The organism is Sinobacterium norvegicum, assembly GCF_923077115.1.
Taxonomy (GTDB): domain Bacteria; phylum Pseudomonadota; class Gammaproteobacteria; order Pseudomonadales; family Sinobacteriaceae; genus Sinobacterium; species Sinobacterium norvegicum.
Genome location: NZ_CAKLPX010000001.1, coordinates 1,940,645 through 1,953,589, shown reverse-complemented (window position 1 = coordinate 1,953,589; position 12,945 = coordinate 1,940,645). Strand labels below are relative to the sequence as shown.

At 50.5% G+C, this 12,945-nt stretch carries 12 protein-coding genes; all 12 read left to right on the top strand.

What is annotated here, in order from left to right:
• Positions 1-95 precede the first annotated feature (95 nt).
• The 12 genes from L9P87_RS08810 to L9P87_RS08760 all read left to right on the top strand — a co-directional run bounded on the left by L9P87_RS08810 (position 96) and on the right by L9P87_RS08760 (position 12,943).
• The gene (locus L9P87_RS08810; RefSeq protein ID WP_237444307.1) at positions 96-1,460 is read left to right on the top strand and encodes an N-acetylmuramoyl-L-alanine amidase; all 1,365 of its coding nucleotides are present in this window, start codon (positions 96-98) and stop codon (positions 1,458-1,460) included.
• A gap of 48 nt (positions 1,461-1,508) precedes the next feature.
• Complete coding sequence (gene mutL / locus L9P87_RS08805) at positions 1,509-3,371, top strand: DNA mismatch repair endonuclease MutL (protein ID WP_237444306.1); 1,863 nt, start codon at positions 1,509-1,511, stop codon at positions 3,369-3,371.
• A gap of 126 nt (positions 3,372-3,497) precedes the next feature.
• A complete protein-coding gene (gene miaA / locus L9P87_RS08800) occupies positions 3,498-4,487 on the top strand; it encodes a tRNA (adenosine(37)-N6)-dimethylallyltransferase MiaA (protein ID WP_237444392.1) in 990 nt (329 codons plus the stop codon).
• A 240-nt stretch (positions 4,488-4,727) separates the two neighbouring features.
• Positions 4,728-4,976, top strand: a complete 249-nt coding sequence (gene hfq, locus L9P87_RS08795) for an RNA chaperone Hfq (protein WP_237444305.1) — start codon at positions 4,728-4,730, stop codon at positions 4,974-4,976.
• An 18-nt stretch (positions 4,977-4,994) separates the two neighbouring features.
• Positions 4,995-6,308: a ribosome rescue GTPase HflX gene (gene hflX / locus L9P87_RS08790; protein ID WP_237444304.1), complete on the top strand. Its 1,314-nt coding sequence runs from the start codon at positions 4,995-4,997 to the stop codon at positions 6,306-6,308.
• Between the two features lie 133 nt (positions 6,309-6,441).
• Positions 6,442-7,605 carry an FtsH protease activity modulator HflK gene (hflK, locus tag L9P87_RS08785; RefSeq protein ID WP_237444303.1) on the top strand — a complete coding sequence of 388 codons (1,164 nt, stop codon included), beginning with the start codon at positions 6,442-6,444 and terminating at the stop codon, positions 7,603-7,605.
• Complete coding sequence (gene hflC / locus L9P87_RS08780) at positions 7,606-8,481, top strand: protease modulator HflC (protein ID WP_237444302.1); 876 nt, start codon at positions 7,606-7,608, stop codon at positions 8,479-8,481.
• 143 nt (positions 8,482-8,624) lie between these two features.
• On the top strand, positions 8,625-8,813 hold the full coding sequence (locus L9P87_RS17905) for a DUF2065 domain-containing protein (protein ID WP_354001885.1): 189 nt from the start codon (positions 8,625-8,627) through the stop codon (positions 8,811-8,813).
• Positions 8,814-8,847: 34 nt separating this feature from the next.
• Positions 8,848-10,026 carry an ATP phosphoribosyltransferase regulatory subunit gene (locus tag L9P87_RS08775; protein ID WP_237444301.1) on the top strand — a complete coding sequence of 393 codons (1,179 nt, stop codon included), beginning with the start codon at positions 8,848-8,850 and terminating at the stop codon, positions 10,024-10,026.
• A gap of 33 nt (positions 10,027-10,059) precedes the next feature.
• The gene (locus L9P87_RS08770; RefSeq protein ID WP_237444300.1) at positions 10,060-11,358 is read left to right on the top strand and encodes an adenylosuccinate synthase; all 1,299 of its coding nucleotides are present in this window, start codon (positions 10,060-10,062) and stop codon (positions 11,356-11,358) included.
• A 234-nt stretch (positions 11,359-11,592) separates the two neighbouring features.
• On the top strand, positions 11,593-12,186 hold the full coding sequence (locus L9P87_RS08765) for a TetR/AcrR family transcriptional regulator (protein WP_237444299.1): 594 nt from the start codon (positions 11,593-11,595) through the stop codon (positions 12,184-12,186).
• 244 nt (positions 12,187-12,430) lie between these two features.
• On the top strand, positions 12,431-12,943 hold the full coding sequence (locus tag L9P87_RS08760; RefSeq protein WP_237444298.1) for an OmpA family protein: 513 nt from the start codon (positions 12,431-12,433) through the stop codon (positions 12,941-12,943).
• Positions 12,944-12,945 lie beyond the last annotated feature (2 nt).

Below are 12,945 nucleotides of genomic sequence, written 5' to 3'. Positions count from 1 at the left end.
CTACTCTCAAGGCAACTATGGACTAACGTTAGCGAGTAGGTTACAAAATAGCATCACACAGTGTGCGTAATGCGTTTATTTGAGTAGGGAATTTGATGTTCAGCCGGTTTAAAAAACAGCCCTCAGCAGCAGGGGAAGCCTCCCCGGCTTTTTCAATTAGCGTATTAATCGCCATCTCAGCGCTGTGCTTCTCTTCGATTATTCAGGCCAGTGATATTGTCGGTGCCAGGGTCTGGCGGGCGCCGGACAACACCCGTTTAGTGTTGGACTTAAATGGTGCCGTAGAGCATTCCATTCTGACCCTACAAAGCCCAGACCGTATTGTCGTCGACATTAAAAATGGCCGCCTGGCAACGGCCTCTACACTGTCATCGCTGCAACTGTCAGAGTCGCCGATTAAAAATATTCGCTATGCCAATAAAGACAAACATGATCTGCGTATCGTATTGGATTTGAAAGAAAAGGTGAAGCCGCGAAGCTTTCTCCTCAAGGCAGATGGTGAGCTCAAAGACCGTTTAGTCATAGATCTTTATGATGAGGGCAACGGCAAGCGAGCGGTCAAAACGCAACAGGCAAAACAATCCAGCGGCAGCCGCGATATAGTCGTGGCGATTGATGCTGGCCACGGTGGCGAAGACCCCGGTGCGCTGGGGCCAAACAACCTGCGTGAAAAGCATGTGGTGTTGGCAATTGCCAAAGAGCTGGAAGCGCTGTTAAAGAAGCAGCCAGGCTATCGCCCCTATCTGACCAGAACCGGTGATTATTATATAGGTCTCGGCCAGCGGCCTGCGTTGGCGCGCAAACAGCAGGCCGATATATTTATTTCCATCCACGCTGACGCCTTTACCAATCCTCAAGCGAATGGCGCCTCTGTTTTCGCTCTCTCGCAAGGGGGCTCATCATCGACAATGGCGAAATATCTGGCTAAAACAGAAAATCGAGCGGATTTGGTCGGCGGGGTAACGCTGGCAGATCATGACGATATGTTGGCCGGCGTGCTGCTGGATCTGTCAATGACGGCAAATCGTGATGCCAGTACCAAGGTGGGCAGTAAGGTGCTGAGTAATATGGGCGGGGTGGCAAGACTGCACAGCAAACGCGTTGGTTATGCCGGTTTTGCCGTACTGAAATCAGCCGACATACCCTCAATTCTGGTCGAAACAGGTTTTATTTCGAATCCCGGTGAAGCCAGTAAATTACGCACGAAAAGTTATCAGCGAAAAATGGCCAAGGCAATTTATCAGGGGGTCGATGGCTATTTCCAGAAGTACCCGCCAGCCGGTAGTTTGATTGCGGCCAATAAAGCCGGTGGCAGTAAGCGTTATACCGTGGTCTCAGGCGATACGCTTAGCGCTATTGCTCATCGCTATAACGTCAGCCAAGGTGCGCTGAAAAGCGCCAATAATATCAGTGGCAGCCAGATTCGTGTTGGTCAGCGGCTGACCATTCCATCCTCATAAACCGTGCTTATCAGCTGGTTCGCAACCTCGATGTCTAGGTAGAATCCTATGCCAAAAATACACGCGCTAAGTCCTAGGCTTGCCAACCAAATAGCAGCTGGTGAGGTTGTCGAACGCCCTGCGTCGGTCATCAAAGAGTTGATAGAGAACAGCCTCGATGCGGGCGCCGATCGTATAGATATCGATGTTGAGAGTGGCGGCGTTAAACGAATGAAGGTGCGAGATAATGGTTGCGGTATCGGTGAAAACGATTTACCGCTGGCGCTGGCCCGACATGCTACCAGTAAGATAGAGACCCTCGACGACCTAGAGGGAGTGGAAACATTGGGCTTTCGGGGTGAGGCGCTGGCCAGTATTAGCTCGGTTGCCCGCTTGACGGTAACAACCAATGACAGTGAAAACGGTGCCGGTTGGAAAGCCGCTAGCGCTGGCCGTGATATGACGGTAGAAATCACCCCGTCCGCTCATCCGCAGGGGACGACGATTGAGGTAAAAGACCTGTTCTTTAATACCCCAGCCCGTCGCAAATTCCTGCGCACCGAGAAAACCGAGTTCAGTCACCTCGATGAGGTGGTTAAACGCCAGGCACTGGCGCGCTTCGATATCGGCTTTCAGCTGACCCATAACGGGCGGGTAATTCACTCGCTGCGCAGGGCTAAATCGCTGCCGGAGCAAGAGCGTCGAGTGGCGGCAATCTGCTCTCCGCAGTTTATGGAAAATGCCGTTCATATCAGCACCGAGGGTGCCGGCATGAAGCTGAATGGCTGGGTGGCGCTGCCGACATTTTCACGCTCGCAGGCTGATTTGCAGTATTTCTTTGTCAATGGTCGAGTTATTCGTGACCGCTTGGTCGTCCATGCGATCAAGCAGGCATACCGCGATGTGCTTTATGGTGGCAGACACAGCGCCTTTGTCTTGTATTTGGAGGTCGATCCTAAGGTTGTCGACGTCAATGTCCATCCGACCAAGCACGAGGTAAGATTCCGCGATGGGCGTACGGTGCATAATTTCTTGTTCAGCAGCCTGCATCGAGCCCTTGCTGAGGTTCGACCGGAGCAGCATTTGCAGGCGGCAGAGGCCCGCGAGGAGCGTGCGAATGAAAGCGGTTCGCCTGCGGTGGAGCCCCTGCACCGTGGTGAGTTTGGGCCACAGGGCGTGATGCCCCTTCAAGAGAATAAACCGCAGTCAGCGGGACAGGTTGGCGCTCAGGTCTCGGCCTACCAGCAGCTTCACCCAGCGCAGGAATCGACACCTTGGCAGGTGAGTGAGTCCGCTGCGAATAATGCTGGCCAGGCCTTGGCAGCGGAGTCAGCAGAGAACGGTGAAGTACCGCCACTGGGCTATGCGATGGCACAGCTTAAGGGCATTTATATTTTGGCCGAGAACCAGCAGGGTTTGGTTGTGGTGGATATGCATGCAGCCCATGAGCGAATTATCTATGAACGCATGAAGCAGTCTTGGTCGGGCGATGGTATCCGCTCCCAGCCTTTACTTGTGCCGCAGGCGGTGGCGGTAAGCGCCAAAGAAGCAGAGTGCTGCGACCAAAACCAGCAGCTGTTGTTAAAAATAGGCCTTGGTGTGGAGCGCGTCAGCGATGAATCGTTGGTGCTGCGTGAAGTCCCCATTATGCTCTCTGGCGGCGATGTCGAGCAGTTGTTGCGGGATGTATTGGCAGATTTGTTGCAATACGGCAGCAGCGACAGGGTGGAGTCATATATTAATGAATTGCTCGGTACTATGGCCTGCCACGGCTCGGTCCGCGCCAACAGGCGCCTAACTATTCCAGAAATGAATGCCCTGCTTCGTGATATGGAGAGGACAGAGCGCAGCGGCCAATGTAACCACGGGCGCCCTACGTGGAGCACCATGAGTCTGTCGGAGTTGGATAAACTTTTCCTGCGGGGGCGCTAACCGTCGCTATTGAGGCGCAAGTTTCAGGTATAATGTGTCTTCAAGCTTCGAATTTATTGTTCGTCGCCGTACAAGAAAGGGTTAAATGTGATCAACCGAGACGATATGCCGCCGGCTATTATGTTGATGGGGCCGACGGCCTCCGGCAAGACCGATTTGGCGATCAAACTTAAGCAGCACCTACCGGTAGAAATCATCAGCGTCGATTCTGCATTGGTATATCGTGATATGGATATTGGTACTGCTAAGCCTGATGCTGAAGAATTAGCTCAGGCGCCGCACCGATTGATCAGTTTTCTTGATCCGGCGGAAAGCTATTCCGCCGCGCAGTTTCGCAGTGATGCGTTGGCGCAAATGGCTGAGATAACCGCAGCGGGAAAGATCCCGTTGTTAGTAGGCGGCACGATGATGTATTTTCGCACGCTGCTATTTGGTATTGCTGAGCTACCTAAAGCCGATCCCGCGATCAGAGCCGATATTGAACATCAGGCCCGGCTGCGCGGTTGGCCTTTTGTTCATCAGCAATTAGCTGAGGTGGACCCCGTTGCTGCTGAGCGGATCAAACCGAATGATTCGCAGCGAATTGAGCGGGCGCTGGAAGTCTTCCGGGTTAGCGGCAAAACGCTGACTCAATGGCAGGCCGAGCAAAAAAATAATGGCAGTCAAAAGGATGGCGGCGATAATTTTGCCGATGACTTCCCCTACCGCCCAATTCAGTTTGCTATAGCCCCACAGGACCGGAAGGTTTTGCATCGTCGCATAGCCAAACGTTTCGATACCATGATGGCGCAGGGCTTTGTGGCTGAGGTTGAAGCGTTACGCCAGCGTGGTGACTTAGATGTCTCGATGCCGGCGGTGAGAGCGGTGGGTTACCGTCAGATGTGGGATCATCTGGATGGCTTGTTATCCTATGATGAAATGGTTGAGCGAGGGGTGATTGCGACCCGCCAGCTGGCAAAACGTCAGTTGACCTGGTTGCGCAGTTGGCAGCAGCTGTTTTGGCTGTTGACCGATGATTCGGGACGAATACTTGTTGAACCTAAGTCATTAAAGGGAAAAGAAATCGTTGAAGGTGCGCTCGAGCACTTGAAAAAATACCGAATAGGTCAAATATAAGGTCTAGCATGGGAATTATTCGCAACGCGGTGTTCGTTGATTTGGCGAAACCGTAGTATAATGCTGGATTGGAAATGTCGTAAACTTGGTTTGAGTTGCGGCCAATGGGTAGAAATTGGTAGGGAAATCAATAGACACATTGGCGTCATTGCCGAAGTAGTACTTTAATTTAGGTCTTATTACAGGATTATTTTAATCCATTCTTTTTTTTGGCTCGTTTTGAGCACTAGGAGTATCACTATGTCAAAGGGGCATACGCTACAAGACCCTTACTTAAACATTTTACGTAAGGAACGCGTTCCAGTTTCAATTTATCTTGTTAATGGTATTAAGCTGCAGGGCCAGGTTGAGTCTTTTGACCAGTTCGTCGTGTTGTTGAAAAATACTGTTAGCCAAATGGTCTACAAACACGCTATTTCAACTGTCGTACCTTCACGTCCCGTACGTGTTCCTATGCAGGCGCCCCAGGGCGACGAAGGCGAAGAATAATAAACGGGGTAATAATCGTTGTTTTTTGAACGACCCGAAACCGGTGAGCTAGCCGTTCTTGTCCATATTGATTTTGGTCATGAGGCGCAGAGAGAAGACCCTCGAGAATTTGAAGAGCTTGTTCTTTCTGCTGGTGGCGATCCGGTTGCTTTTGTAATGGGGCAGCGAAAGCTCCCCACGCCACGCTTTTTCGTTGGTACCGGCAAGCTTGAGGAAATTCGTCAAGCCGTTGCTGTGCACGAAGCCGAAGTGGTTATTTTTAACCATCAGTTAAGTCCTTCCCAAGAGCGCAATATCGAGGCCGAGCTTCAGTGTCGCGTGCTTGATCGTACCGGTTTGATTTTGGATATATTTGCTCAGCGTGCGCGAACGCATGAGGGTAAATTGCAGGTTGAGCTGGCTCAGTTGCACCATATGTCGACGCGTTTGATTCGAGGTTGGACTCACCTTGAGCGACAAAAAGGTGGTATTGGTTTACGCGGCCCGGGTGAAACCCAGCTCGAAAGCGATAGGCGTTTGTTGCGTGAGCGAATCAAATATATCAATGGTCGGTTAAGCAAGGTGCAGAAGCAGCGCGAGCAGGGGCGTCGTGCCCGGTCGCGGGCTGATATACCGACAGTGTCCTTGGTTGGTTATACCAACGCAGGTAAGTCGACGCTGTTCAATTATATTACTAAGTCCGAGGTTTATGCGGCGGATCAATTGTTCGCCACGCTGGATCCGACGATGCGTCGTATTGATGTCCAAGGTGCCGGTGCAACCATTTTAGCCGATACCGTTGGCTTTATTCGGCACCTGCCGCACCGCCTGGTTACCGCGTTTAAGGCAACACTGGAAGAGGCTGCTTCTGCAGATCTACTGGTGCATGTTATTGATGCGGCCACTGAGGAGCGCCTGGCTAATATTGAGCAGGTGGAGGCGGTATTGACGGAAATTGATGCGGATAATATTCTGCGCTTAGAGGTCTATAACAAAATTGATCTGATCGATGGCATGGCGCCGAGAATTGACCGCGACGACAAGGGTGTGCCGGAGCGCGTTTGGTTATCCGCTAAAACAGGTGAGGGTGTCGAGTTATTGTTCGAGGCGCTGTCTGAATTGTTAGCCGGTGATTTGCTGCATCAAACCATCAGTCTGCCGCCGGAATTCTCTCGTTTGCGGGCGAGGCTGTATGAAACATCGTCAGTGCTTGCCGAGCGCTATGATGATAGTGGTAATATTGAGATCGAGGTGAGAATGCCTCGTTTTGAACTGTTGAAGCTACTCAGCGCAGAAAAAATTAATCCAACAAGCCTCGGCATCGCGATGCCAGTTGAGGAGTGGGAACAGTAAATATTGTTAACCTGCGGCTAAGCAGTAATTTAGCCGTGAGGTAAAATAAATCTGTTAGACTGAAACATTAGCCCTCGGCAACTGATGGGGGTTTATTTATACACATCAACTATTGATATGACGGAGGGTCATAATGGCCTGGAATGAACCTGGCGGTGGTAACAACCAAAAGGATCCGTGGGGAAATAACAACGGTGGCGACAAAAACGGGCCACCGGACCTCGATGAAGCGATGAAAAAGTTTCAAGAACGGATCGGTAAAATGATGGGCGGCAATAAGCCTGGTGGCAGCTCTACAGGTGGTGGTGCCAGTGGTGCATTGCTCGGTCTTGTAGCGCTTGTTGTGCTGGGTCTTTGGTTTGCAGCTGGCGTATATAAAATTGACCAGCAGGAGCGCGCCGTTGTTTTGCGCCTTGGCCAGTTCAATGAAATCGTTGGCCCAGGCTTGCACTGGAATCCAGCGCTTATCGATCAGCGCCAAGTCGTCAACGTCACTCGTATACGCTCGTTTGGGCATACGGCGTTAATGCTGACTGAAGATGAGAATATCGTTGAGGTCAGTCTATCGGTTCAGTATACCGTCGCCGATCCAAAGAATTTTGCTTTGGCCGTTCGTGATCCCGAGCGCAGCTTGGCTCAAGCCACTGAGAGTGCTTTGCGTCATGTTGTTGGTTCAACCGAGATGCACCCTATTTTGACCGAGGGTCGTGATCAGGTAGCTATCGATGTGACCGGACGTTTGCAGCGTTATCTCGACAGCTATGACACAGGGATTGCCGTGGCGCGAGTCACCATCGAAAACACCCAGGCGCCTAAGCAGGTGCAAGCGGCCTTTGATGATGTAATCAAGGCGCGTGAAGATGAGCAGCGTGTTAAGAATGAGGCAGAAACTTATGCCAATGGTATCGTTCCCGAGGCGCGAGGTGCTGCGCAGCGTGTGATCGAAGAGGCCAATGGTTATAAGGATAAGGTTGTCGCTCAAGCTGAGGGTGAATCCCAACGCTTTACCGCACTGTTGACCGAGTATAAGAGAGCTCCGCAGGTAACCAGAGAGCGTCTCTACCTTGATACCATGCAGGAGGTAATGACCAGTAGCTCGAAGGTGTTGATGGATGTTGAAGGTGGTAATAACCTGATGTATCTCCCCCTCGATAAAATGATTAACAGTTCGCCGAGCAGTGCTAAGTCTGTGAATTTGACTGACAGTGATTTGCGTAAGATTAGCGAGAATTTACGTCGCCAATCGGCCAGCACCAGCAGCAGTGACACTCGCACTAGCAACAGAGGGGGGCGTTAAATGAATAATAAATCGCCGTTGATATTGGGCCTGTTAGCACTGTTGGTGTTAGTTGCCTCGAACAGTTTATATGTGGTGAAAGAAACTGAGCGTGCTGTATTGCTCAAGTTTGGTGCCGTGGTACAGCCCGATGTTAAGCCCGGTCTGCATATAAAAATTCCATTCGTCAACACCGTGCGTAAGTTTGATGCCCGGTTACTGACGCTGGACTCGCCCTCTGCACGTTATTTAACGCTGGAGAAAAAGGCCGTTATCGTTGACTACTTCGCCAAGTGGCGGATTGCCGATGTGGAGAAGTTTTACACTTCGACCAGTGGTGATGAGATGAATGCACAGAACATCTTGGCTCGTCGAATCAATGATGGTCTGCGTGCCCAGTTCGGTCGTCGTTCAATGCACGAGGTTGTCTCAGGGCAGCGGGATGAATTGATGGAGGAGTTAACCACTCGCCTCGACAAGACCATGCGTGCACAGCTGGGTATAGAGCTTGTCGATATCCGGGTAAAGCAGATCGACTTACCCGCTGAGGTATCTGAGTCTGTTTATGCGCGGATGAATACCGAGCGTCAGCGTGAGGCACGTGAGCATCGCGCCCAAGGTAGAGAATTAGCAGAAGGTATCAGCGCAGCGGCCGAGCGTCAGCGTACTATTATCGAGGCTAATGCTTTTAGGGATTCGCAGGTACTGCGCGGTGAGGGTGATGCGGAGGCTGCCTCAATATATGCCAATGCTTACAATCAAGATCCGGAGTTCTATGCCTTCGTGCGTAGCTTAGAGGCTTATCGCAATAGCTTCTCTAATAAGTCCGACATTATGGTCGTCGATCCTTCCAGCGATTTCTTCCGCTACCTGGGTGACAGCAAAGGTAAAAAGTAAGTTGATTGGCGGTCGTCCAAGGGCGGCTGCCAATTAAATTGAAGGTTAAGGTCAATTGTCGTTTTTAGCCTGAATAGTTCTGTGTTAGTATTCGTCAACCGGGGATTCCCGGTTTTTTTATGCGTGGCTTTTGAGGGTTTTTTATGTGGATAGAGATGCTCACAGCCCTAAGTTTGGTCATGATTATTGAGGGCGTTATGCCTTTCTTGGCGCCGCAGCAATGGCGTTTAAGCTTATTAAAATTAGCCGCCCAGCGGAATAATACAATACGTTGGTTTGGTTTAATTATTATGGTGTTGGGAACAATGTTATTAACAGTTGTTCGCAGCTAATTGATTGATTGATGCAAGTGGTAGAGGCAAATAAATGACTGTAGCGGATAGGTGGTTGCTTCCAGAGGGTGTCGAGGAATTGTTGCCGGCACAGGCTCAGCAGGCAGAAAACATGCGCCGACGTCTACTCGATTTATATCGCAGCTGGGGCTATGAGTTGGTCATGCCGCCGCTGATTGAATTTACCGATTCTCTACTGATCGGTATGGGCAGTGATGTTGAGTTAAGCAGTTTTACAGTTACCGATCAGCTATCCGGCCGTCAGATGGCTATTCGTCCCGACATTACCGCTCAGGCTGCCAGAATCGATGCGCACAGTATTCGCAGTGATGAGCCTACTCGACTATGCTACGCAGGCAGCGTGCTGCACACTAAGCCGAAGTCGTTAATGGCCTCTCGCTCGCCGATACAGCTGGGTGCCGAGTTGTACGGTGAAGGCAGTGTCGCAGCCGATATTGAAGTCATTTCTTTGATGCTAGAAACACTGAGCAGTGTGGGGATCGGGGATGTTACGCTAGAACTGGGACATGTGGGAATTTTCCGCAGCTTAGCGGCTGATGCTGGTTTGACAACAGACCAAGAAAACGAATTATTTGAAGTGCTGCAGCGCAAGGCTGTCGGCGAAATCAATGCGGTGATCGCGCAATACATCCCCGATGCTGAATTGGCTGCACAGATGTCGGCCTTTACCCAGCTCTATGGGGATATTTCGGTGCTGGCTAAGGCCGAGGCGTTGCTGGCGAATGCCAGTGACGAAGTCATTCAGGCCATCAAACAATTACGCGAAGTGGCAGAGCAGATCCAATTGCGCCACGGCGACTTGAACTTATACTTTGATTTAAGTGAGTTGCGGGGATATCACTATCATACAGGCTTGGTCTTTGGCGCCTACGCCAATGGCTGTGGTTATGCCGTCGCCAATGGTGGTCGCTATGATGATATTGGCAGGGTTTTTGGCCGTGCGCGTCCGGCGACAGGTTTTACCACCGAATTAAAATCGCTGCTGAACTTGGCGGTGAATAAGGTTGAAAACGCCGATATTATCTTCGCGCCTTACAGCGACGATCACGGCCAGTGGCAGCAGATTCAAAACCTGCGTCATGAAAAGAAAATTGTAATTTGTGGCCTGCCAAAACAGGCTGCCGGTTCAAATTGTACTCATTTATTAGTTGGCAGTGGTGACCAGTGGTCATTACAGCCAATCACAAAATGATACTGATTTAACTCAACGTTGAGATACGTACCCATGAGCAAAAACGTAGTCGTACTCGGTACCCAGTGGGGTGACGAGGGCAAAGGTAAAATAGTAGACTTGTTAACCGATAAGGCTGCTGCAGTGGCCCGCTTTCAAGGTGGCCACAACGCAGGTCATACACTGGTTATCGATGGTAAGAAAACTGTCCTACACCTGATTCCTTCAGGCATCTTGCGTGAAAACGTTAAGTGCTTGATTGGTAATGGCGTGGTGGTTGCCCCTGACGCTTTATTGAAAGAGATTGCAGGCTTGGAGGCGAGTAACGTCCCTGTTCGCGATCGTCTGCGTTTAAGCCCTGCTTGCCCGCTGATCCTGCCCTATCATGTTGCCCTCGATGTGGCGCGTGAAGCTGCTAAGTGTGAAGGCAAGAAGATCGGTACCACCGGTCGCGGTATCGGCCCTGCTTACGAAGATAAAGTCGCTCGCCGCGGCCTCCGTCTTGGCGATATGCTTTACCCTGAGCGCTTTGCTGAGAAGCTAAAAGAAGTCTTGGAATATCATAACTTTGCCCTGACTCAGTATTATAAGGTTGAGGCTGTCGATTACGATAAGACCTTAGCCGATTGCCTCGCCATGGCTGAGCAGATTGTACCAATGATTGAAGATGTTACTGAGACGCTGCACGAGCTGCGCGAAGCTGGCGAAAACATCATGTTTGAGGGGGCCCAGGGTACGCTGTTAGACATCGACCACGGTACCTACCCATTTGTAACCTCTTCTAACACCACTGCCGGTGGTGTTTCTAGCGGTAGTGGCGTCGGTCCACTGTATTTAGATTATGTTTTAGGTATCACCAAGGCTTACACCACACGTGTTGGTGGCGGCCCATTCCCAACTGAATTGTTTGATGATGTTGGCCAAGGTCTTGGCGAGCGTGGTCATGAATTTGGTGCAACCACCGGTCGTGAGCGCCGCTGTGGCTGGTTTGATGCTATGTTGGTTCGTCACGCGGTTCGTATTAACTCTGTCAGCGGCATCTGTCTGACAAAGTTAGATGTACTGGACGGCATGGAGACAATTAAAATCTGTGTTGGTTATAAGGATGCTGCCGGTAATGACATTGGTCAGCCAACTGATGCCGAGGCCTATGCTGCTTTAACGCCAGTGTATGAGGAGATGCCAGGTTGGTCTGAGTCGACCTTTGGCGCCAAGACGATCGATCAGTTGCCTGCTAATGCGGTCGCCTATGTGAAGCGTCTGGAAGTGTTGGTCGGTGCACCAATCGATATCGTATCGACAGGCCCTGATCGCGTTGAGACTATTGTTCTACGCGACCCTTACGACGCGTAGCGGCTCGCTTTGTTTGCAGCCATAAAAGCCCCGCCTGTGCGGGGTTTTTTGTTTTTTGGTGTATTGGAATGGGTGTTTTGACGGTTGGGTGCTTGCATTAATTAATGGCGAGGTATTAACTGTTGGTGTTGGTATTTTAAGTGCTGTGAATTAACCGCTGTCTTTTATGACTAAAATGTAATATTTTGGCCTAAGCCCAAGTGTTAGGCCAATGATTTTAATCAGGACCAATTTGTGAGAAAAGATACCCATATTACCCGCAACCGCTTAATCGACGCTGCAGAGTACTTATTTGCTGTTAAAGGTATAGATAGTGTGACCCTGGCCGATATTAATCGACAGGCAGAACAAAAAAACCGCAACGCTCTGCAGTATCACTTTGGTGGTAAGCAGGCATTGATTGATGCGGTGCTGGATAAACATGCACTGGCCGTTGATGATTGCCGAGGCGCTTTAATTGACAAGCTGGGTTCTGATTACACCCTTCACGACGCCATAGAGGTGCTGATTTTGCCGCTGCAGCAAATGCTCAACGGTGGTGAGTCGGGCCGTTATTTTCTGCGTATAAACAGTCAGCTCATGTCGCAGCAGGATTACGCCATGCTGCGCCGCAAGCGAGTTGCTCAGCTGCCAAACACTATCAGGCTGAAGCAAATGCTGGGAGAGCTGCTGCCAGCGCGCGAGCCCAGCGTGATAAAAATTAAGTGGTTGCTTATTGATAGCCTTATGTTTCAAGGGCTTTGCAGCTATATTGTGAATGATGGTGAGTTTGATCAGCAGCAATTTATCGATATGTTGATCGATAGCATTAAGCGTATTCTTGCCTAGCCAATTGGTTTGCCGTGTATTTTTTAGACATTGCACTATAATCAAGTTGTCAAATTAGTGTGAAACTGGTCATGGCTCTACCATTTTGGCGTGCCACAGATCAAAAAACGCTAAACCCGCTATTGCAGGAAAGACCTGATTTACTTTACTATTCTTGGTTTGGTATACAACAGGACGTAGAATGAGTGATCCGTTAAAGGAAATCTGATTCCGGCCATTAACCGTTAAAGATGAGATTATTATCATGGCTCTACAAAAGTTAAAAACTGCTGCCGGCCTAGCCGTAGCAATGGCATTGGTATCTGGTTGTTCTTCTACCCAAGAAGCTGATGATGCCGCTGCCGCCGAAGCTGCCGCTGCTGAACAAGCCGCTGCCGAAGCCGCTGCTGCTCAAGCTGCCGCCGATGCCCAAGCTGCTGCTGAAGCCGCACTAAACAACGTATACCTTTTCGCTTTCGATACTTCAACGCTGAGCGCTGATGTTCGTGCCGATCTTGATGCGCAGGCCATGGTTCTTAAGGAGCTGCCAGGTGTTATTCGCTTAGAAGGTCACGCCGATGAGCGTGGTACTCCTGAGTATAACCTTGCGCTAGGTGAGCGTCGTGCCCAGGCCGTTGCCAACTATTTAGCTATTCAGGGCGTGCCTCGCGCTCAGATCGAAGTCATCAGCTACGGTGAAGAGAAGCCTGCTGTACAGGGTTACGGTGATTCAGTTTGGTCACAGAACCGTCGTGTAGAGCTGAAGTACTCTAAATAAGT

Excerpts from the sequence above, each read along its gene's own strand:
- L9P87_RS08810 (WP_237444307.1), top strand. The coding sequence starts at position 96 with ATGTTCAGCCGGTTTAAAAAACAGCCCTCAGCAGCAGGGGAAGCCTCC.
- mutL (WP_237444306.1), top strand. The coding sequence starts at position 1,509 with ATGCCAAAAATACACGCGCTAAGTCCTAGGCTTGCCAACCAAATAGCA.
- miaA (WP_237444392.1), top strand. The coding sequence starts at position 3,498 with ATGGGGCCGACGGCCTCCGGCAAGACCGATTTGGCGATCAAACTTAAG.
- hfq (WP_237444305.1), top strand. The coding sequence starts at position 4,728 with ATGTCAAAGGGGCATACGCTACAAGACCCTTACTTAAACATTTTACGT.
- hflK (WP_237444303.1), top strand. The coding sequence starts at position 6,442 with ATGGCCTGGAATGAACCTGGCGGTGGTAACAACCAAAAGGATCCGTGG.
- hflC (WP_237444302.1), top strand. The coding sequence starts at position 7,606 with ATGAATAATAAATCGCCGTTGATATTGGGCCTGTTAGCACTGTTGGTG.
- L9P87_RS17905 (WP_354001885.1), top strand. The coding sequence starts at position 8,625 with ATGTGGATAGAGATGCTCACAGCCCTAAGTTTGGTCATGATTATTGAG.
- L9P87_RS08775 (WP_237444301.1), top strand. The coding sequence starts at position 8,848 with ATGACTGTAGCGGATAGGTGGTTGCTTCCAGAGGGTGTCGAGGAATTG.
- L9P87_RS08770 (WP_237444300.1), top strand. The coding sequence starts at position 10,060 with ATGAGCAAAAACGTAGTCGTACTCGGTACCCAGTGGGGTGACGAGGGC.
- L9P87_RS08760 (WP_237444298.1), top strand. The coding sequence starts at position 12,431 with ATGGCTCTACAAAAGTTAAAAACTGCTGCCGGCCTAGCCGTAGCAATG.